This window comes from Floridaenema aerugineum BLCC-F46 (assembly GCF_041929345.1).
Taxonomy (GTDB): Bacteria; Cyanobacteriota; Cyanobacteriia; order Cyanobacteriales; family Aerosakkonemataceae; genus Floridanema; species Floridanema aerugineum.
This window is the reverse complement of the sequence record NZ_JBHFNQ010000145.1, coordinates 20,614-40,906: the sequence shown is the minus strand read 5'-3', so window position 1 is coordinate 40,906 and position 20,293 is coordinate 20,614. Positions and strand designations below refer to the sequence as shown.

Genomic DNA, 20,293 nt, shown 5'->3' with positions numbered 1-20,293 from the left:
AATTGAGATTAAGATTAGTACGTTGTGGGGGGGGATTGGGGGGTAAAAAAGAATAAAAAAACGAGAAAGCCCACCCCAAAAAATGGTGGGCGTATTTTTATATTGTTTTTTTTTTTTTAAAAAGGATAAAAACAAAGATTTTGTTTGTGGTTCTTTGCTTCTATTTCCCTTATTACACCCCCCAAACCCCCCAACAACGTACTAATCTTAATCTCAATTATTATAACTAGCAACTTGCGTTAGTAGTTACTACAAAATAGCTTTATTGCTCTTTATCCTCAAACGCTTGTCTGTAATCTTTTAGTCGGTTTTCCACAGTTTTGTCTGAGTTATAGTTCACTGAGTTAGGTGCAATTTTACGGGGTTCACCAATGCCGCTGGTTTTTAGCACATCTTTAATAGTGGAACAATACACTGGTAAACCAAAGGTAGCTGGATTAATCGGATTTGTGTAGGTAAAATGGCGATATTCCAAACAAAATCTATCCCAAGCTGCCATTTGAATGCGAAACAACCAAATCAAAATATCAGCCAACCAAGGAGATAAATTTAGCCGGAAGAAAATAGGTTTTCGCAGATATTCACAAGCTTCTTCCACTGCTTGATTGACAGTTGTTGGTTGATTTCCTAACACAAACCAGTTTTTTTGTTCTCGACTTGGGGGATTTTTCACCAAGTAGAAAACTACTTGGGCAATATCTTGAGCATGAATGAAGTGGAAACTGCCGTCAGCTTTGAAAAATCTGATGGAATTAATCCATTTTTTCAACCCAGGTAAACCAGAGGAAATATGCGAATAAGGATGTCTTTCATCTCCTCCTAAAACTAGGGTAGGAAATAGGGTGGTAACGCGATCGGCAATTGGTAATTTTGATATTCTCGTTAATCCTTCGTACTTGGAACGGATATACTCAGTGCCTAATTCCCTAGCTTCTTTAAGTAAGTGATTGTGTCTATCCAAAAGGCTAGCTGTGGAGAAATAAATTACCTGTTGGCAAACTTTGGGATCGAGGTAATTCAGCAATTGTAGGGTTTTAAAAACATTAACATCTAACGCTTCTTGCTGACCACCCCAAGCGGCTGCGGTTAAAATTGCACAATCCATTGTTTTTATCAATTTTGCCAAGCGAGAAATATATTTCATATCCCCTTGGACAATATTTATCCCCGATCGATAATTGCAGTCAATTATTAATTTTTTGGGATCTCTTACCAAGAGAAACAATTCGTGATTTGTTTCTTTAATTAGTGTTTCGGCAATATATTGACCAATGCAGCCGCTAGCACCAGTAATTAAAATTCGTAAACAATCTTTATTTGGTTTAGTTGGTGCAGTTTCAGAGGTGAGAGGCAAAGGCGATCCAACAGAAGAGTTAATTGCCTCAGCCACTTTAGCTGTTGGGGCAACTTTCAATTCCGGTTTTTCCTGAATTTCTCTTGTTTCAAATTCAGCCTGCGGAATTTCGGGATCACTTGACTCTCCGGTTTCTTGAATTTCCCCTGTTTGGGAAGTTGCAGAATCAGTCAAATCTGGGGCTTCTTGAATTTCGATCGCCTCCGATTCAACCTGCGGAATTTCGGGATCACTTGACTCTCCGGTTTCTTGAATTTCCACAGTTTCGTTTGTTTCAGCAGAAGTCAAATCTGGGGCTTCTTGAATTTCGATCGACTCCGATTCGACTACCGGAATTTCGGGATAATTTGACTCTCCTGTTTCCTGAATTTCCCCGGTTTCGGAAGTTGCATAAAATGTCAACTCTGGGGCTGATTGAATTTCGATCGACTTTGATTGGACTACCAGGATGTCGGGAGAAATTGACTCTCCTGTTTCCTGAATTTCCTCAGTTACTAAACTCTCTAAACTAGCATCTGAAGTTATTGCCTCAGATGCTTTTGAGACATTAGATTCTGCTACAGAAATTTCAGGAGAATTCAACTCTAGGTTTTCCTGTTTGTCTGGGTTGTTAGTCTCTCCTGCTAGAGAATCACCTATCACCTATCACCTCTGAAATTCTATCTTCTATATCAATGCCCCAATTTTAATGCAGAACTTCAGGCATGAATGGTGAGCAATTTATCAGCTTGCTTGGCAGTTTCAAAGAAGAAAGCGACATTTTCTTCGGGAGTAGTTGGTAAAACGCCGTGACCCAAATTAAGGATATGACCTTTTTTACCAGCTTTGCGAATTGTATCTAAGATTCGATCGCGGATAAAGTCCTGAGAACCATACAAAACGCAAGGGTCAATATTGCCCTGCACTCCGATATTTTCGCCCAATCTTGCTCTTGCTTCTGCCATATCCACCGTCCAGTCTACACTGACGATATCTACACCAGACTTGCTCATGCGATCGAGAATTCCCGCACTGCCATTAATATAAAGAATCATTGGCGTATCGGGGTGTGTCGCCTTAACTTGTTCTACCACACGCCGTTGATAAGGCATGGCAAAAGTTTCATAATCCTGGGGACTTAATTGCCCAGCCCAAGAATCAAACATTTGCACAACTTGGGCACCGCTGTCAATCTGATATCTTACATAAATGGCGATCGCATCTGCCAATTTACCCAAGAATTCATGTAACAAGCTTGGCTCAGTAAAAGCCATACTCTTAATAATTGTGTAATCCTTGGAAGACTTGCCCTCAATAGCATAAGCCGCCAAAGTCCAAGGCGCACCGACAAAACCCAAAACCGTCGCCTGATTACCCACTTCTTGCCGTAAAATCTGTAAAATTTCCCGAATAAACGGCAAAGAAACTTCTGGTTCTAAGGGTTTGAGGTTTTTCACCTGTTCTAAGCTGCGAACCGGAGGATCGATTACTGGCCCTCGGCTTTCTATGATATCGAAAGGTATGCCAATTCCGGGCAGTGGAGTTAAAATATCCGAAAATAAAATTACTCCATCGGGTTGGAAAGCACGGAAAGGTTGCAGGGAAATTTCCACTGCTAAATCTACATTTTCTGAGCGATCGCGAAACGAGGGATACTTATCTCGTAACTCGCGATAAGCTTTCATATAGCGTCCAGCTTGTCGCATCATCCACACAGGCGGACGTGACAACACTTCGCCCCGCGCCGCCCGCAACAGATAAGGAACCTGGGTTGACCCAGCCATCTAAATTCGTCCTATATTAGTTTTTTAAGTGCATTCGTTAGCTTATCATTCATCAACACATTTATTCGCATTTCTTTTTGTTTCTTCTAGATTTACAAACCTTTCCCCCACACCTCATCTATTAAAATTAAAATATGCAAATTCAATATCTATCAGATAAAGCTTTTCAATGTTAAAATTTGAGCCACTAAAAATAGCTAAATCTGGAAACTCAAAGCAAAAAGCTTTGGTTTGAGAAAATTCCCCTCGATAACAAAGTTTACAAACTAAAAGGAGTTTATATGTATAAGTCACATCCAAATAAACTTGTAGGGTGCGTCAGAGGAAGTTATAGCTCGACATAATGAGGATTTCCGCCTCTGACGCACCCTACTAATTGTGCCAGTTGCATAAGTCCTAAAAAGTTTACAAACTAAAAGGAGTTTATATGTATAAGAAAATTCTGGTAGCAATGGACAGTTCAGAAATTAGCCAAAAAGTATTTAATTCAGCACTGTCTCTAGGAAAACAGAATAACGCTACCTTAATGCTGCTGCACGTCCTCACAGACGAAGAAATTGGTCTGGCAGAAATTGCCTCACAACAAATTTCTGCCTTAGAATATCACGCTGCAATGGTGGAGCAAGTAGAAAGTTACCTGAAAGAAAAAGAGCTTTCTCGCAAAAAATACTTAACTTTATTAGAATCCTGGGCTAAAGAAGCCGCTGATGCCGGAGTTCCGACTGAATATACTCTTAATTATGGTGGCCCCGGTCGAGTAATTTGCCACTTAGCAAAAAATTGGGATGCCGATTTAATTATTATGGGTCGTCGCGGTCTTTCCGGCTTGGGCGAATTACTCATGGGCAGCATCAGCAATTACGTAGTTCACCATTCTCCCTGTTCTGTCCTCATTGTTCAAGAGAATTGACATACTCCGCGGTTAGAGCGTAGGGGTAATTCATGAATTACCCCTACGCTGTAACGGGTTGTCCCAAAAGTCCCCTTGTCTCCAGTCGTTGGGGCAATTCATGAATTGCCAACACCCCAGTCCCCAAAACTCAAAACTCCTTTATCTGCGTCTAGTTGAGCTAAAATTCCTACAGGTAAGGTAGCATTGGGGCCGTCATGACCGAAGGGTAGATCGGAAACAATGGGGATGCCGAGGTCAGAGAGACGATCGCGCAATACTTCTTCGATCGCTAAACTGGGAATATTGGGTGGCGCTTCACAACGGCTGAATCTGCCTAAAGCAATGCCTTTGACTTTTTGGAAAATTCCACTCATCCGCCATTGAGTTAATTGTCGGTCAATGCGGTAGGGAAATTCGGTGACATCTTCCAAAGCTAAAATTACCCCGTCGAATTCCGGTTGCAGCGGTGTACCTAACAAATGAGTCGCAACTGTTAAATTAGCAGGAAGTAAAACCCCGCTAACTTTCCCTCCCCCCCAACCTACACCGGATAAGGGTTTGAGGCAACGTCCTTCTACCCAATCAAACAACCTTTCAATTGACCATTCTGGCTCAGAAGCGATCGTAGTTAACATCGGCCCATGTACGCCAGAAATCCCCACTTTTCCCAAACTCCAAAGTAGCGCCGTCACATCAGAAAATCCGATTAACCATTTGATTGGGGATGACAGGCAAGATGCCTGTCCTACGGGACTGGGGATGACAGGCAAGATGCCTGTCCTACGGGACTGGGAGGTGGAGGGAATATTTTCCCCATCTCCCCAACTCCAATCCTCCAGCAACCGAGTGCTGCCAAAACCGCCTCTAGCGCAGAGAATACCCTTGACATTTGGGTTAAACCATGCTTCTTTTAATTGATAGCGGCGATGTTGGTCTTGACCAGCTAAGTATCCCCAACGTTCGGTGATGCCGTCGCAGATTTGGACTTGGTAGCCCTGCTTTCGCCAAATTTCTACACCTTTTTCAAACGCTGACATTTCGCGCAATGCACCACTAGGCGCGATTACTTGTAGTAAATCTCCGGGTTGCAAAGGGGCAGGAATTTGGCACAATTTGATCATTGGAATAGATAAACCTTGTATTTTTCAGTGTTAATTGTTAATTGTATTTTCCCTTAACCACTAATGAGAATTTTGTTGATTGAAGATGACGAAATGCTAACAAATGTGCTTTTAGATTCTCTCACCAGTCAGCACTATTTGGTAGATGCGATCGCAGATGGAGAATTAGGCTGGGAATATGTCCAAAGTACGCCATATAATTTAATTTTAATGGATGTGGGATTGCCGAAATTAGATGGTATTAGTTTATGTAGTAAATTGCGTGCTTCTGGTTGCAGCACTCCGATTTTATTAATGACGGCTAAGGATGCTAATAGCGATCGGATTCGTGGGTTAGACGCAGGTGCAGACGACTACTTAATTAAACCCTTAGATTTAGCCGAACTCCACGCCAGAGTCAGAGCATTATTGCGGCGAGGAGAAGTTCCCCACACACCAGTTTTACAAGTAGGAGAACTCAAGTTAGATCCTAGTAGTTGCCAGGTAACTTTTCAAGAAAAAGTTTTAGCATTAACCCCAAAAGAATACAACCTTTTAGAGTTATTTTTAAGAAATCCCTCACGAGTATTCAGTCGCGCCAATATTGTCGAACATCTTTGGTCATTCGACGATCCACCACTAGAAGAAAGCGTTAAAGCACATATTAAAGGATTGCGCCAAAAAATGCGAAATACAGGCGCAGGAAATTGGATTGAAAACGTTTATGGTTTAGGATATCGCCTCAACCCAGAACAGGCAAACATTGAAAATTCCAAATCTAAAACTGCCGATTCAAAAATAAATACTTCCCCATCGGTAGAAGAACAATTTAATCAAGCGATGGAGGTAATGTGGCAAAAATATCAGGGGTTAATGGCAGAACGCTTAGAGGTTTTACAAACAGCAGCAACAGCTATTAAAACCGGACAAATAGCTGATGATTTGCGCCTTGCAGCAAGCAAAGAAGCGCATAAATTAGCTGGCGTTTTGGGAATGTTTGAATGGGAATCTGGAACCAAAATTGCTAAAGAAATAGAACAAATTTTGGAGTCCGATCGGTTACTTCTCGAAACCAAAGTTTTGTCACTGATTGAAGATTTAGGTAATGGGATTAAAGACAGGGGACAAGGACAAAGCAAAGCAGAAGTTTCGCAACTAAAACCTCCTGCTTCTCTGAAAACTCCCTCAACCGATACGCGATTATTATTAATCGATCCTAACCCGGAACTCGGTGAAAGTTTGCGAGAAATAACGCAATCAACCGGGGAAAATTGGTTACAAGTAACAACTTTAGAAGCAGCTAAAGATTGGTTACAAAAAAGATCTCCTGACTTAGTAGTGTTGAGTATTGATGAGGTAGGAAAACGGAAGAAAAGCTTGGAGTTATTAACAGATTTGGCGCAACGCACGCCAGTAGTTCCTGTAATTGTCCTTGCTGCTGGAGATTGTTTGGTAGACAGAATCACAGTGGCGCGTTCTGGAGGCAAAGGATTTTTAACAAAACCTGTAACAGCTAGTCAAATTTGGGATTTAGCTTCGCAAATATTACAGCAAAGTCGTCGTCAAACTGTTAATTTATTAGTAGTAGATGACGACCCAATTTTTCTGGCAACTTTACCGCCGATGTTGTCACCTTGGGGAATGCGAATCACGGGTTTAGACGATCCTCTAAAATTTTGGGAAGTGTTAAAAGATGTTTCTCCAAATTTACTAATTTTAGATGTGGAGATGCCGAATATTAGTGGGATTGAACTTTGTCAGGCGGTGCGTAGCGATCCAAATTGGCAAGAGTTACCAATTTTGTTTTTGACTGCTCATCGAGATGTAAATATTATTCAACAAGTGTTTGCTGCTGGTGCAGATGATTATTTGGTTAAACCTGTAGTGGCGGTGGAATTATTAACCAGAATTACTAATCGTTTGGAACGTAATCGTTTACTACAAACTCTTTCGACTAAAGATCCGCAAACTGGGGTTTTAAATCAGATAAAATCTAGTCGAGATTTGTCAACTTTGCTCAAGCAAGCAGAGGTAAATAAATATGCCGTTTGTTTGGCAATTTTTAGTGTTTCTCAACTGCGCCAAATTAATATCCAGTATGGGCATAATATGGGAAATCAGGTGTTACAAAGATGGGGGCAATTGTTTCAATCTACTTTTCGCGGTGATGAGGTTTTAGGTTATTGGGGAAATGGGGAATTTGTGGTGGGAATGCCTGGTTTAAGTAAGTCGGAAGTTGGCGATCGCCTAACTGATATTTTAACTACTCTGCGACAACAAGTGTTCACTGCACCGGATGGTAGTCGTTTTCAAGTAAGTTGTAATTTTGCAATTGTAGAATATCCGACTGAGGGAATGACGCTGCAATCCCTTTATCAAGTTGCCAGTAGGGACACGGCATCATAAATATCTTGGTGTAAAGTAAAATTTTAATCATGCCGTGTCCCTACCTTTATATTGGGATAAAGTGTAATTATTTGAGATTTGCCATTTTAAAATCTAAAGTCTAAGATCTAATATCGATTGACTTTTTAATGGGGAACCTAAAATATGGGCAACAGAAAGTCAAAGTCGCCAAATCAACTGCAAGCAACTATTAGTAAAATGGAAGTGGCGCTAAATGCGATCGCAGATGCAGTTGTTTTTTTAGACCAAAATCACCAAATAGAATGGTGTAATTCTGCTTTTACTCGCCTCATCAAAGCAAGTGCTTCAATTGTTGGTAGTAATTTCTGCGAATTATTACCTTTACAACAAGCGGAAAACCCCCTAACTTCTGATGCTTATCCAGATAGAAAAATTATCAATGGGGAATATGAAACCACAGTATATGAATTCATCCAAAATGATAATAAATTAAATTTAAAAATCTCCGGTAATTTAGTAGAAGTAAGCAATAATATTCCGGCGGTTATTTTAGTAATTGAAGATGTCACTCCCCAAACTCAGTCAACCAATCAGTCACAAGAACAGCAAGAATATTTATCTTTATTACAAGCGACTTTAGAATCAACTGCTGATGGAATTTTAGTAGTAAATCGTTCCCGCAATGCCCCAATTTATAATCAGAAATTTTTACAAATGTGGGGAATGCCAGAAGAGTTATTACTACCGGGAAGAGAAGATGAAAGATTGCAATTTTTAGCGCAACAAACCAAAGATCCCGAAGATTTTATTGCGAAGATTTGGGATTTATTTATTAATCATCCAGAAGCAGTAGCTTTAGATTTTGTCGAGTTTAAAGACGATCGAATTTTTGAACGTTATTCTCAACCGCAATGGAAAGATCAGGAAATTATTGGTCGAGTTTGGAGTTTTCGCGACATTACAGAACAGAAGAAAACTGAAGAAAGATTAAGGTTTAGTCAGTTTGCTTTAGATCAAATTTCTGATAATGTTGGTTGTTGCGATGAAGAGGGAAGGATTTATTATGTTAATCAAGCTTCTTGTCGGTTATTGGGATTTCCTAGAGAAGAATTACTGGGATTAACAGTTCATGATATCGATCCTAACTATCCTAAAGAAATTTGGCCCGAACATTGGCAAGAACTTAAAGAGAAAGGAAGTCTAACTTTTGAATCTATTATCCGTTCCAAGACGGGAGATTTAATTCCAATAGAAGTCTCTGCTTATTATTTAGAATTTGATGGCAAAGGATTAGATTTCAGCTTTTCTAAAAATATCACCGAACGTAAACAAGCAGAAGCAGCATTGCGCCGCAGTGAATTAAGATTTCGGCGGTTGTTTGAAAACTCTCAAGTAGGAATTCTTTTAACCAGAATTGAAGATGGATTAATTTTAGATGCTAATCAAAAGTTTATTGAACTAACAGGATATGATTCTCCCGATCAGGTAATTAAAAAGAAATATACTAGGGATTTTTATATTCATGAAGGCGATCGCCAATTCGCTGTCAATCAAGTATTACAAAACGGTCAATTGCACAACTATGAAGTTCAATTTCGCCGTCGCGATGGTACAATACTTTGGTTATTATGTTCTGTCCGGTTAAATGTAGAAGAAAATTGTTTAGAAGGTGTAGTAACGGATATTACCGATCGCAAACAATCAGAAGAAGCATTGCGACGTAGCGAACTAAAATATCGCCATATTTTTGAGAATTCATTAGTAGGAATTGGACGTTCTCGGTTATCAGATGGATTGTTTTTGGATGCTAATCAACCCTGTGCGGAAATTATCGGTTATAAGTCGGCAAAAGAATTAATTGGTAAACGTCGTGCTGGGGAATTTCATGTTAATCCCAACGATCGTACTTGGATGATATCCCAAATGGAACAAAATGGCGAACTTCGCAATTTTGAAATTCAATTATATCGCCAAGATGGAGGAATTAGTTGGGGCTTATTTTCAGCACGAATTAATGCTGAAGAATCTTGCTTAGAGTTTATGATTGTGGATATTAGCGATCGCAAACGATTAGAAGAAGAAGTAAAACAATCTCAACAATTTTTAGATACCATTATTAATAACATTCCTTTAGGGCTATTTGCCAAAGATAATAATAATGATTTTCGCTACGTATTAATTAACAAAAACGCCGAAAAGATTTTAGGCTTTACCAAAGAACAAGGACTTGGTTTTAACGATCATGAATTAATTCCCCAAAAATCAGCAGACTTTTTCCGGCAACAGGATTTAACAGTAGTAGAACAAGGTACATTATTAGAAGATCCAGAAATGGAAATTACTACTGCTAATCAAGAGAAAATTTTAAGCAGAATTTTAAAATTCCCGCTGTTTGATAGTCAAAACCGGATTACTCACTTATTATGTATTTCCGAAGATATTACCGATCGCAAACATAGAGAACAAGCTTTACGATTAATTGTTGAAGGAACAGCGGCAAAAACAGGCGGCGATTTCTTTAATTCCTGTGTGCGTTATCTCGCTTCTGTATTAAGAGTTCGTTACTCCTTAGTAACTGAATTTGCCAATGAAACTAAAACTAAAGTTCGTACTTTAGCAATTTGGGCAGAAAACAGATTAAAAGAAAACTTTGAATATAACTGGCGGGGAACGCCTTGTGAGAGTATTTTATTAGGACAAACTTGCTACTATCCACAAAATATAAAAAAATTGTTTCCTAACGATCGAGATTTAGCTACTATTGGCGCTGAAAGTTACTTAGGAATTCCCTTAACTAATTCATCAGGTGAAATCTTGGGTCATTTAGCAGTAATGGATGTTAAACCAATGGAAAATGACCCTGGAAGAGAGCTAATTTTACGAATTTTTGCCGCCCGTGCTGGTGCAGAATTAGAGCGCAAACAAGCAGAAGAAGCAATAGAAAGTCGGGCGAAAAGAGAAAGTTTAGTTAGTTGTATTTCTCGTCAGTTTATCGACCAAGATGTGAACACAGCACTTAATTTTACATTAAAAGCGATCGCCAAATTCCTAGAAGTAGAACGTAGTTGCATCTTTGAATTATCAGAAAATCAAAAACAAATTTCCCTAATCGGTGAATGGTATGCAGAGGGAATTCAACCATTAGCTAGTTATCTCAGATCGTCAAATCCTAATACTTTGCCTTGGTTTTCTAGCAAAATTTTTCACGGTCAAGTAGTTCAAATTTCCTCAATTTCAGACCTTCCTCCCGAAGCAACAGCAGAAAAAGCAATGTTGCAAACTCAATTAATTCAATCTTTAATAGTTGCCCCCTTAGTTCACTCTAGTAAAGTCATCGGATTTTTAGGTGCAGATGTAGTTAACTATGCCAAAAATTGGAGCGAAGATGATATTAGTTTGCTCAAATTAGTCGGAGAAATTACAGCTATTGGGATCGCTAGACATAAAGCCGAAGAAGCTTTAAGAGTTGCTAAAGAAGCCGCTGAAGCTGCTAACAATGCTAAAAGCACTTTTTTAGCAAATATGAGTCATGAACTGCGTACCCCGTTAAATGCAATTTTAGGATTTGCTCAATTAATGGAAAGAGATGCCGCTTTAACTGCACGTCAAAAAGCATCTCTCGCCACAATTAACCGCAGTGGCGAACATTTACTAACCTTAATTAATGATGTGTTAGAAATGTCCAAAATTGAAGCGGGAAGAACTGTTTTAAATTCCCTAGCTTTCGATTTACATCGGTTGCTACAAACCTTGCAACAAATGTTCCTAGTTCGTGCCGAAGCCAAGCAATTGTCTCTCCAATTTGATATTGCTGAAAATTTACCTCAGTACGTTTTCACAGACGAAGGTAAGCTCCGACAAGTGCTGATCAACTTATTAAGTAATGCCGTCAAATTTACCGAAAAAGGAGAAGTAACTCTCCGCGCTTCTGCAAATATAACAAACCAAGAATTATCAACAAAAAACAACCCAGAACAATTTACTGTTTACTTTGAAGTGCAAGACACAGGTAGAGGCATTGCCCCAGAAGAAATAGAAAGTTTATTTCAACCTTTTGTCCAAACGACTAGTGGAACTCAAGCTAGAGAAGGTACAGGTTTAGGGTTAACTATTAGCCGTCAATTCATTCGTTTAATGGGAGGTGATATTCAGGTTAATAGTATTTTAGGAGTAGGTTCAATCTTCAGCTTTGACATTAAAATTACTTTAGCAGACCCCTCAGAAGTAGCACCATTATTAACTAATAGACGAGTACTTAAGATAGCACCAAATCAACCCCTTTATCGGATTTTAGTCGTAGACGATCGCGCAGAAAACCGAGATATAATTGCTCAACTATTAGGAAGTATAGGTTTTGAAGTTCGCACCGCTAACAATGGACAAGAAGCGATCGCAATTTGGGAAAACTGGCAACCTCACCTAATTTGGATGGATATGCGAATGCCGATTATGGATGGTTACGAAGCCACTCGGCAAATTAGAAAAAAAGCCAATAGTAGCACTACTTTTACTAAAATTATTGCCCTAACTGCAAGCGCCTTTGAAGAACAAAGAACCACCATTTTAGCCGCAGGTTGCGATGATTTTGTCAGCAAACCTTTCCGGGAACAAGTAATTTTTGATAAACTCACAGAACACATCGGAGTTCGCTTCATTTACGCCGAAGAATCAGAAAATCAAACTCCCGAAGAAACTATCAGCGGCAAAGATCTTAAACCCTCAGACTTATCAATTATGCCATCAGAATGGCTAGCAGAACTGCACCAAGCATCCCTAGAAGTAGATGCCGAAAAAATTAACCAACTAATTACCCAAATACCCTCATCTCATCAATTATTAATCGAAGGATTAACCGACTTAGTGCGTCGTTTCTGCTTCGATGAAATTTACGAATTGACAGAAAATTAAGGAGATTGGTGACTAATTGTTGCGTTTCATACTTCAAATCAACCCACAGCGAGGAGCGATCGTCCGGCAATGAATGCAACCGAAATCTTGAACTATCTTGCTTTTTCAGACTTTGAGCAAGGGATTGAAATGACTCGTGAGTTTGATTCATTGCCAAAGCGTCCTGGAGTTTATGCAGTTCGTCACCGCATTGAAGGCGTTTTGTATATTGGCAAGACAAATAACTTAGCAACTCGTTTTAACGGTGGACATAAAGCCTTTTTCTGGGCATGGCTCGATCGTTATCCACCAACTGATGTGAGAATTACTTTTTACATACTGGATCGTTGGGGGAATCCAGCTTTATTATCGGAAATAGAGGCTGCGCTCCTGAGAGCGACAGAACCGCCCTACAATGCTCAGATCCCGATGGAGTAGATGGATGATGCAAGAAACGAAGGAGTACGAGCAACTTTCACCCAAGGCTGGACAAATTATTTTAGAGCAGTTACCAGACCGGATCAGAAATGCGATCGTTGCGCGTGCTGTTGAAATTGATTATCCCGTTGAAGCGGTGATTGAAATGGCGATCGCAGGCTATCTTGATCCTCATGCGATCGGCTTTGTCGATTGCAAACCCGATCGAAAAGCTTAAAATCGTTTGTTTACCAATAATGCGATCGCTGCGAAGCGTAACGCACCATCAAACACAAAGAATTGCTATAATAAGTAAAGGAAAGAAAACTAAATCAAAGGCAACAACAATGGCTCGACAACTCAAGCGTTGGGAATCTCCCCGAAAAGAGGGAAGAAACGACAAAGGTAGAGGCGGTTCTGCCAGAGCGAGACAACTGAAGAAGCAACAACAAATGTTACGCAAGAAACTCAAAGAACAGTCCGAAGACCAAAAACCAAATCAAAAACAAAAATCAAATCAGAAAAATGCTCAGGGAGGAGAAATTAATTTCCTCCCGCTTTTTTTTGTCCCAATTCTACAGGAAAATTCTGATTAATCCGCTCCCAAATCTTGAGTTTGCCATCAAATGCGCCAGTTGCCAGGAAATTGCCATCAGGACTAAAAGCGACAGTTTGTACCCAGTCTGTGTCTATCATGATCGATCGAATCTGCCGTCCGCTTTGTAAATCCCAAATTCTTACCCCATCCCTACCCGCACTAGCTACAGTCCTCCCATCAGGATGCACCGCAACAGAATTAACGATATTTTGATGACCAACAAGTGTAAAAGACCTACGATTTACGAGGTTCCAAACTTTAACTGTATGGTCATAACTGCTACTCACCAAAGTATTACCATCTGGTGAAAAAGCTAAAGAAGTAATCGCGCCTTGATGTCCGGGTATAGTACCCAGAAATTGACTAGTTTGAATATTCCACAATTGAATTGTTTTATCCCTACCTCCAGTTGCTAAAATTTGTCCATTCGGGCTAAGTGCCACAGCGTAAACTATTGGTTGTGATAAAGGTACGCGATTATAAAGTAACCTTTCGGTTTTTAAATCAATTAATTTGATTCCATCCAATCCACCTGTGACTAAAGTTTGTCCATCGGGAGTAATTGCTAAAGATAGAATATTGTTAAATTCATGAGTTAAACTCCGGCTTAATTTGCCATTCTTTAAGCTCCAAATATTCAGAGTAGCATCTTCACTACCGCTAGCAATGGTAAGGTTATCGGGAGTAATTGCTAATGCCAAAACTCGGTTACTATGAGCATTAATTGTGCGAATTTTATTACCCTTTATCGGATTCCACAAGCGAATTTTGGTATCAATATCAGTTCCGCCACTAGCAAGATATGTGCCATCTGGACTGAAAGTAAGAGCGTAAATAGGCCCCCAATGAGCTTTAATATTATGTATAATTCTCACTCTTTGCCAAGGACTTTCTGTGTTTGGCAAAGGAGGATTAGGAATTAGTGGAGCAGGAGGGGGAGGCAGTTTTTCGGCAATGGTATTAATGTTTGCCCCAGTTTTATCTAGAAAAATTGTGTAGCAGCTAAGACTAGCTAAAACTGCACATCCTACTTGCAAGAGTTTAGTGACAATGTTCGGAAGTTTCATCCAAATGTGATTGAATATTAGGGCAGATTATCTCATCTACATCATCAGATTTTGGTTCTTTCCAGTCAGAGAGAAGCTCAAGTAATTCCGAGCGCAAAGTCTCCAACGCTGCAATTTGTCGATCGATCGCTTTTAGTTTCGATTGAATATGTTGTTTAACTTCGTGACAGGGTAACTCCCCGCGATCGTGAATTTCCAAAAATTCCTGAATCTCTTTTAAACTCATCCCCAAAGACTGAGCACGTTTAATAAAGTCCAGTCGCTTGAGTACTTGAGAATCAAACAATCGATATCCCGATGAAGCGCGTGTCACTACTGGCGATAGTAAACCAAGTTCTTCGTAATAACGAATTGTTTTTACTGGTAATCCAGTAAAAGACGCTACTTCTCCAATTTTGTGCAGTTTGCCTAAAATAGTTTTCGTCATGATTTTAGGTCATTAGATTCAGCGATTCGTAAGCAGGAGAAATTCTCTATTTCCGTCTTCAACCCTGCTTCCTCAACTAGCAACTTTAAATTAGCAGCTTAAGAGCGTGGCGGACGTTTTTTGTTTGTCACATTTAAGTTAGGTAACTGAGATTGGGAAGGTGTGGGTGGGAGATAAATTTGGGGTGCTTCGGTGGGAATTTCTGCTGGACGACGCTGAAACATTAACCAACGTAAGGCGATCGCCAATGCTATCGTACCCATACCAAACGTGAGCAACGATACCCGATCGCCAACTCCACCAATCACAGCATCCACCGCCCCAATAGTAATCATAAAACTAACAATCGGTTCTCTACGGTAGGCTGACCTCAAATACCTAACATAAGCAGCATTCATCATAAGTAATCAGTCAACTATGTAATCTACTTTTGCTTCAATCTTAGCGTTTTACCATTCAGGTTCCTATCCCTCACTTGCATGAAGTCGGGGAGTAGCAAAAATTTACCTTCCCTACACCCCTACTTCATCTTCTATGACATTTGCTTCCTGAAGGCATATTTTTCAGGAAAATTTCCGAAAAAACTACAATTGCGACTTTAATACAGCCCTAACCAGGATAATAACCCTTGACCCGTAACATACTCAATCAGCAAAGTCAGAGCAAAACCAATCATTGCGGCTCTACCATTCAAGCGTTCTGCATATTCATTAAACCCAAATTTTGGCTCCTCTAGTTTAGGAGTTGTGGTTGGTTGCGGTTGTGTCACTGTTGGTTCAAAGCCTCTACCCATAATCTGTCAAACCTTCTCTCACTTAGTAATAAATCTTTACATTTATATAATAATCCAGGTTTGGCAAACAAATTTGAGATTTGTGATTTTCCCGTTTCTTGTGGCTTAGCTATAAGCTAAAAGCATGGGCAAGTATAGAGGTAACAAATGGAAATCGGCGTTCCCAAAGAAACAAAAGATCAGGAATTTCGAGTTGGTTTAAGTCCGAGTAGCGTGCGAGTGCTGCATGAAGCAGGACACTTCATTTTTGTAGAGACACAAGCGGGTGCGGGTGCGGGTTTTGAGGATGAAAAATACATTCAAGCTGGAGCTTTGATTGTTGATACAGCAAAAGAAGCTTGGGATCGAGAACTGGTAGTTAAAGTTAAAGAGCCACTTGCGAGTGAGTATCAATTTTTGCAAAAAGAACAATTATTGTTTACTTATCTACATTTAGCAGCCGATCGCACTTTAACCGAAGCATTAATTGATAGTGGGATTAGTGCGATCGCTTACGAAACAGTAGAATTACCCAACGGTAAACTTCCCCTGCTCACACCCATGAGCATTATCGCCGGACGTTTAGCAGTACAATTCGGAGCCAGATATCTCGAACGCCAACAAGGAGGACGAGGCGTTCTCTTAGGTGGCGTTCCCGGCGTTAGACCTGGAAAAGTAATGATTTTAGGCGGTGGCGTAGTCGGTACAGAAGCAGCACGCATCGCCGTAGGAATGGGTGCGCGAGTGCAAATTTTTGACGTGAATGTAGAACGTTTAGCTTATTTAGAAACTTTATATGGCTCCAGAGTCGAATACATTTACAGTAGTCCTAGTACGATCGAGAAAAATGTCATCGATACAGACTTACTCATCGGTGCAGTTTTAGTTACAGGGAAACGCGCCCCCATTCTTGTCTCCCGTAACTTCGTAAAACAAATGCGTCACGGCTCAGTCATCGTCGATGTCGCAGTCGATCAAGGCGGTTGTGTGGAAACCTTACATCCCACTTCCCACACCCAACCTACCTACCTAGAAGAAGGCGTAGTCCATTACGGCGTACCCAATATGCCCGGAGCCGTTCCTTGGACTGCTACTCAAGCCCTGAACAATAGTACCTTACCCTACGTCCTCAAACTAGCTAATCAAGGCTTAAAAGCTTTGGAAACCGATCCTTTTTTGGCTAAAGGCTTAAATGTCCAAAATCACCAGTTAGTACATCCAGCAGTAAAAGAAGTATTTCCCGATCTGACTGGTAATGCCAAAGATCATCAAAGTAAAGATTAACTACCAAAATCCATAATTCAGGGACAAAACAGTTTCTCTAATTGCTTTGTCCCTCTGTTAATTTTTTGTTTGACTCATCAGTAAATATAAAAAAAATCGGGGAAATAGTTACATTTTTACCAGAATTTTATTATTTGTCCCTATAATATATTTTTAATTAACTTGAGGTAGGCTCATGTAGTCTGTAACAATAACATAAAGTAACTCTAGGAAAATTAATTGTTATTTATTCTTTAAGCTTGGGAAAAAAATGTAATCTTTTGGCTAATAAAAACTAAAATTTAAAGTAGAAAAGAGAATTGGGGAGAATCGGGAGTGGCAACAATACTAGTGATCGAAGACGCAGCACTGAGCCGTCAAGTGCTTCGGAGAATTTTACAACCTGAAGGTCATACAATCTGGGAAGCTAAAAATGGGTTCGAAGGGTTGGAAATACTTCTGAAACAGCAACAGCGACCAGACTGCATTTTAGTAGATATTTTAATGCCTCAAATGGGAGGAGTGGAATTTCTGAAAGTAATGCGTCAGCAAGAATTTAAGATTCCCACAATTGTGATTACCGCTGATATTCAAGAAACTACGCGAGTAGAATGTTTGGAACTAGGAGCAATGACAGTTATACATAAAATGGTCAAGCCAGACGAACTGCGCCATTGGATTAAGAAAGCATTGGAAATTTCACCCCAACAAGAGAGTTATGAAACTAACACTTAGTCATATAGACGCTTTACAGGAATTAGTTAATATTGGTGTAGGTCGAGCAGCTGGGGTATTAAATGATATGCTCGATTCTCCCATTCGCCTACATATTCCAGAGGTGAGATTGCTATCTCCTGAAGAGTTAAAAGTAGAATTGAAAAGCCAATTTGATAATAGTTTATTGGCGACAGTACAGTTAAGTTTTTCTGGCTCATTTAGTGGTACGGCTGAATTAGTGTTTCCCTCAGAAAGTGCGGCTCATTTAGTATCAGTTCTGACAGGAGAAGCTCCCGGAACTCCTGATTTGGATGTGGTGAAAATTGGAGCTTTGCTGGAAGTGGGCAATATTGTTCTCAATGGGATAATGGGTTCTTTAAGTAATGCGTTAATAGAGCATTTGGATTATTCTTTACCTGCTTATAGTGAAAATAAAGTAAATAACTTTCCCATTTTTGCAGATATTGATGAAAATACGAAAATTCTGTTAGCCCATACCTGTTTTATAATTGAGCAATTACAGATTTCTGGAGACATTATTTTAATGTTTACCGTCGGTTCTTTAGATACTCTACTCAAAGCGATCGATCTAAATTTTGGGGAAATATTATGAACGAGCTAGAATTAGTTCAAAAAGAATTTGGGATTCTCGATCGCGTTCCCGAAGGAGTTTGCATTCTGCGAGAAGATTTCAACGTCGTGTTTTGGAACCGCTGTTTAGAAAATTGGACGGGAATTCCTCGCCGTGAGATTTTAGGAAAAAATATTAGTATTTATTTTCCCCATTTAGATCAACCAAAATACATTTTTAGACTCCAAGAAATTTTCTCTGGAGGTCCACCGACGATCTTTTCTTCCCAATTACATAAATCAATTATTCCTTGTCAGTTATCAGATGGTAGGTGGCGAATTCAGCATACTACGGTAACACCTGTACCAGCGGTAAATGCTCAGGAGAAACAGAGTGAAGAAATTGGCGATCGCCCTCTTAAAAAACCATTTTATGCCTTATTTGTCATCGAAGATGTCACTGATTTAACCCAACGCATCCAAGAGTATCGGACTATGCGCGATCGCGCTTTAGAAGAAATTAGCGAGCGCAAAAAGGTAGAAGAAGAACTGCTTATAAGCCAACATTTTATTCAAAAAGTAGCTGATACTGCTCCCTATATTTTATATATATATGATTTAGTTAATCAACAAATATTTTATGTTAATGAACAAGTCAATATATTGTTGGGATATAGTATTGAAGAAATTCAAGCAATAGATGTAAATAAATTTGCCCAATTGATTCACCCAGAAGATTTAGAGCAGTTTCCAGCACACTTTGCCAAATTCGATCGGGCGCAAGAAGGAGATATAATTGAAATTGATTATCGGATAAGTCATAATTCGGGAGAATGGCGCTGGTTTCATTGTCGAGAAGTAATTTTTACCAGAACATCTGAGGGAAAACCCCAACAAATTTTGGGAACAGGGCAAGATATTAGCGAAGGAAAAAAAGCCGAATTAGCTTTGCATTTACAGATAGAAAAAGAAAGGTTAATGGCGGGAATTACGCAACAGATTCGCAGTTCTTTAAACTTAAATGAAGTTCTCCACACGGCGGTAACAGAAGTACGCCATTTTTTGCAAGCAGATCGAGCGATCGTTTGTCGAGTTCAATATAATAGTGATGAAGAAAATCAAAATCTTAATTCAGGAATAATTACCGTAGAATCAAGAGCAGATGATTGCCAAAGTATCTTGGGATTAAAGATGCCAATTTCTTATTTAAATCAGGATTGTTGCTGTTTATATCAACAGGATGGAATTAGAAAAATAGATAATTGGTGTACGGGAGATTCTTGCTGTTCTCATCAAGTATTACTGCAAAAGTGGCAAGTAAAATCTTGCTTAGAAGTGCCGATTCGCCAAGGGAAAAAGTTATGGGGTGTTCTGATGGTGCATTATTGCCAATCAACTAGAAAATGGCAATCATTAGAAGTAGATTTAATCAAAGAATTAGCTAATCAATTAACGATCGCCATTCAACAAGCAGAACTTTACCAAAAATTGCAAGCAGCAAACCAAGAATTATCTCGGTTAGCTTCATCAGATAGTTTAACTGAATTGGCAAATCGGCGGCGATTTGATGAATATTTAGCTAAGGAATGGCGCAGACTAGAAAGAGAACAAGCGCCTTTATCTTTGATTCTCTGCGACGTGGATTTTTTCAAAAAATATAATGATACTTATGGACATCAAGCCGGAGATTTTTGTTTACAAGAAGTAGCGATCGCCATTCGTAAAGCAGTAAGAAGACCAGCAGATTTAGTCGCACGTTACGGAGGCGAAGAATTTGCGATCGTTCTACCTCGTACTCCCCTTGATGGCGCATATCATGTAGCAGAAACTATCAGGAAAAACGTCATCGGGTTAAAGCTTTCTCATGGAAGTTCCCCAATTAGTCAGTATGTTACTATCAGTATCGGAATTACTACCATAGTTCCCAATCATCGATATTGGCCTGCAAAGTTAATTGAAGCAGCAGACAAAGCCCTTTATCAAGCAAAGCAAGCTGGTAGAAATTGTGCGATCGGTCTGCGCGTAGAATCAACTACAGTTTAAGAGCAATTCCTTTTAAGCGAACACTTAAAGAATTCAGGTGAGGAAATTTTTTCAAA

At 39.6% G+C, this 20,293-nt stretch carries 17 protein-coding genes; 10 read left to right on the top strand and 7 right to left on the bottom strand.

Annotated elements, in window-relative coordinates; translation table 11 throughout:
- Nucleotides 1–262 precede the first annotated feature (262 nt).
- On the bottom strand, nucleotides 263–1,996 hold the full coding sequence (locus ACE1CC_RS19165) for an NAD-dependent epimerase/dehydratase family protein (protein WP_413272032.1): 1,734 nt from the start codon (nucleotides 1,994–1,996) through the stop codon (nucleotides 263–265).
- A gap of 56 nt (nucleotides 1,997–2,052) precedes the next feature.
- Nucleotides 2,053–3,117: a uroporphyrinogen decarboxylase gene (gene hemE, locus ACE1CC_RS19160; protein WP_413272031.1), complete on the bottom strand. Its 1,065-nt coding sequence runs from the start codon at nucleotides 3,115–3,117 to the stop codon at nucleotides 2,053–2,055.
- A gap of 427 nt (nucleotides 3,118–3,544) precedes the next feature.
- Here hemE and ACE1CC_RS19155 point away from each other — a divergent pair, with 427 nt between their 5' ends.
- Entirely contained in the window at nucleotides 3,545–4,027 is a 483-nt protein-coding gene (locus tag ACE1CC_RS19155) for a universal stress protein (RefSeq protein ID WP_413272030.1), read from the top strand.
- Between the two features lie 98 nt (nucleotides 4,028–4,125).
- Here the strand turns inward: ACE1CC_RS19155 and ACE1CC_RS19150 are convergent, their stop codons facing one another.
- Complete coding sequence (locus tag ACE1CC_RS19150) at nucleotides 4,126–5,130, bottom strand: S66 peptidase family protein (RefSeq protein WP_413272029.1); 1,005 nt, start codon at nucleotides 5,128–5,130, stop codon at nucleotides 4,126–4,128.
- Between the two features lie 63 nt (nucleotides 5,131–5,193).
- Between ACE1CC_RS19150 and ACE1CC_RS19145 the strand changes: the two genes are divergently transcribed.
- The 5 genes from ACE1CC_RS19145 (at nucleotide 5,194) to ACE1CC_RS19125 (ending at nucleotide 13,376) form a co-directional block, all read left to right on the top strand.
- On the top strand, nucleotides 5,194–7,515 hold the full coding sequence (locus ACE1CC_RS19145) for a response regulator (protein ID WP_413272028.1): 2,322 nt from the start codon (nucleotides 5,194–5,196) through the stop codon (nucleotides 7,513–7,515).
- Nucleotides 7,516–7,659: 144 nt separating this feature from the next.
- Entirely contained in the window at nucleotides 7,660–12,384 is a 4,725-nt protein-coding gene (locus ACE1CC_RS19140; RefSeq protein WP_413272027.1) for a PAS domain S-box protein, read from the top strand.
- Nucleotides 12,385–12,453: 69 nt separating this feature from the next.
- Nucleotides 12,454–12,801, top strand: coding sequence for a GIY-YIG nuclease family protein (locus ACE1CC_RS19135; protein WP_413272026.1), 348 nt, complete (start codon nucleotides 12,454–12,456; stop codon nucleotides 12,799–12,801).
- 4 nt (nucleotides 12,802–12,805) lie between these two features.
- Complete coding sequence (locus ACE1CC_RS19130; RefSeq protein ID WP_413272025.1) at nucleotides 12,806–13,018, top strand: hypothetical protein; 213 nt, start codon at nucleotides 12,806–12,808, stop codon at nucleotides 13,016–13,018.
- Entirely contained in the window at nucleotides 12,987–13,376 is a 390-nt protein-coding gene (locus ACE1CC_RS19125) for a hypothetical protein (RefSeq protein ID WP_413272024.1), read from the top strand. The genes ACE1CC_RS19130 and ACE1CC_RS19125 overlap by 32 nt, the downstream gene beginning before the upstream one ends.
- On the opposite strand, the gene ACE1CC_RS19120 is transcribed toward ACE1CC_RS19125, so the two are convergent.
- From ACE1CC_RS19120 to ACE1CC_RS19105, 4 genes are all read right to left on the bottom strand, one after another.
- On the bottom strand, nucleotides 13,324–14,445 hold the full coding sequence (locus ACE1CC_RS19120) for a WD40 repeat domain-containing protein (protein ID WP_413272023.1): 1,122 nt from the start codon (nucleotides 14,443–14,445) through the stop codon (nucleotides 13,324–13,326). The two genes, ACE1CC_RS19125 and ACE1CC_RS19120, sit on opposite strands and share 53 nt — an antisense overlap.
- Nucleotides 14,420–14,872, bottom strand: a complete 453-nt coding sequence (locus ACE1CC_RS19115; protein WP_413266006.1) for a heavy metal-responsive transcriptional regulator — start codon at nucleotides 14,870–14,872, stop codon at nucleotides 14,420–14,422. Before ACE1CC_RS19115 ends, ACE1CC_RS19120 begins: the two co-directional genes overlap by 26 nt.
- Nucleotides 14,873–14,970: 98 nt before the next feature.
- On the bottom strand, nucleotides 14,971–15,270 hold the full coding sequence (locus ACE1CC_RS19110) for a hypothetical protein (protein WP_459563882.1): 300 nt from the start codon (nucleotides 15,268–15,270) through the stop codon (nucleotides 14,971–14,973).
- Between the two features lie 200 nt (nucleotides 15,271–15,470).
- Nucleotides 15,471–15,665, bottom strand: coding sequence for a hypothetical protein (locus ACE1CC_RS19105; protein ID WP_413272021.1), 195 nt, complete (start codon nucleotides 15,663–15,665; stop codon nucleotides 15,471–15,473).
- Nucleotides 15,666–15,812: 147 nt separating this feature from the next.
- Between ACE1CC_RS19105 and ald the strand changes: the two genes are divergently transcribed.
- From ald to ACE1CC_RS19085, 4 genes are all read left to right on the top strand, one after another.
- Nucleotides 15,813–16,928 carry an alanine dehydrogenase gene (gene ald / locus ACE1CC_RS19100; RefSeq protein ID WP_413272020.1) on the top strand — a complete coding sequence of 372 codons (1,116 nt, stop codon included), beginning with the start codon at nucleotides 15,813–15,815 and terminating at the stop codon, nucleotides 16,926–16,928.
- A 315-nt stretch (nucleotides 16,929–17,243) separates the two neighbouring features.
- Nucleotides 17,244–17,642 carry a response regulator gene (locus ACE1CC_RS19095; RefSeq protein WP_413272019.1) on the top strand — a complete coding sequence of 133 codons (399 nt, stop codon included), beginning with the start codon at nucleotides 17,244–17,246 and terminating at the stop codon, nucleotides 17,640–17,642.
- Nucleotides 17,626–18,237, top strand: coding sequence for a chemotaxis protein CheC (locus ACE1CC_RS19090; protein ID WP_413272018.1), 612 nt, complete (start codon nucleotides 17,626–17,628; stop codon nucleotides 18,235–18,237). Before ACE1CC_RS19095 ends, ACE1CC_RS19090 begins: the two co-directional genes overlap by 17 nt.
- Entirely contained in the window at nucleotides 18,234–20,237 is a 2,004-nt protein-coding gene (locus ACE1CC_RS19085; protein ID WP_413272017.1) for a diguanylate cyclase domain-containing protein, read from the top strand. The genes ACE1CC_RS19090 and ACE1CC_RS19085 overlap by 4 nt, the downstream gene beginning before the upstream one ends.
- Nucleotides 20,238–20,293 lie beyond the last annotated feature (56 nt).

What these genes read in the sequence shown, in the direction of transcription:
- hemE (WP_413272031.1), bottom strand. Translation starts at nt 3,117, where the DNA reads ATGGCTGGGTCAACCCAGGTTCCTTATCTGTTGCGGGCGGCGCGGGGC.
- ACE1CC_RS19155 (WP_413272030.1), top strand. Translation starts at nt 3,545, where the DNA reads ATGTATAAGAAAATTCTGGTAGCAATGGACAGTTCAGAAATTAGCCAA.
- ACE1CC_RS19150 (WP_413272029.1), bottom strand. Translation starts at nt 5,130, where the DNA reads ATGATCAAATTGTGCCAAATTCCTGCCCCTTTGCAACCCGGAGATTTA.
- ACE1CC_RS19145 (WP_413272028.1), top strand. Translation starts at nt 5,194, where the DNA reads ATGAGAATTTTGTTGATTGAAGATGACGAAATGCTAACAAATGTGCTT.
- ACE1CC_RS19140 (WP_413272027.1), top strand. Translation starts at nt 7,660, where the DNA reads ATGGGCAACAGAAAGTCAAAGTCGCCAAATCAACTGCAAGCAACTATT.
- ACE1CC_RS19135 (WP_413272026.1), top strand. Translation starts at nt 12,454, where the DNA reads ATGAATGCAACCGAAATCTTGAACTATCTTGCTTTTTCAGACTTTGAG.
- ACE1CC_RS19130 (WP_413272025.1), top strand. Translation starts at nt 12,806, where the DNA reads ATGATGCAAGAAACGAAGGAGTACGAGCAACTTTCACCCAAGGCTGGA.
- ACE1CC_RS19120 (WP_413272023.1), bottom strand. Translation starts at nt 14,445, where the DNA reads ATGAAACTTCCGAACATTGTCACTAAACTCTTGCAAGTAGGATGTGCA.
- ACE1CC_RS19115 (WP_413266006.1), bottom strand. Translation starts at nt 14,872, where the DNA reads ATGACGAAAACTATTTTAGGCAAACTGCACAAAATTGGAGAAGTAGCG.
- ACE1CC_RS19110 (WP_459563882.1), bottom strand. Translation starts at nt 15,270, where the DNA reads ATGAATGCTGCTTATGTTAGGTATTTGAGGTCAGCCTACCGTAGAGAA.
- ACE1CC_RS19105 (WP_413272021.1), bottom strand. Translation starts at nt 15,665, where the DNA reads ATGGGTAGAGGCTTTGAACCAACAGTGACACAACCGCAACCAACCACA.
- ald (WP_413272020.1), top strand. Translation starts at nt 15,813, where the DNA reads ATGGAAATCGGCGTTCCCAAAGAAACAAAAGATCAGGAATTTCGAGTT.
- ACE1CC_RS19090 (WP_413272018.1), top strand. Translation starts at nt 17,626, where the DNA reads ATGAAACTAACACTTAGTCATATAGACGCTTTACAGGAATTAGTTAAT.
- ACE1CC_RS19085 (WP_413272017.1), top strand. Translation starts at nt 18,234, where the DNA reads ATGAACGAGCTAGAATTAGTTCAAAAAGAATTTGGGATTCTCGATCGC.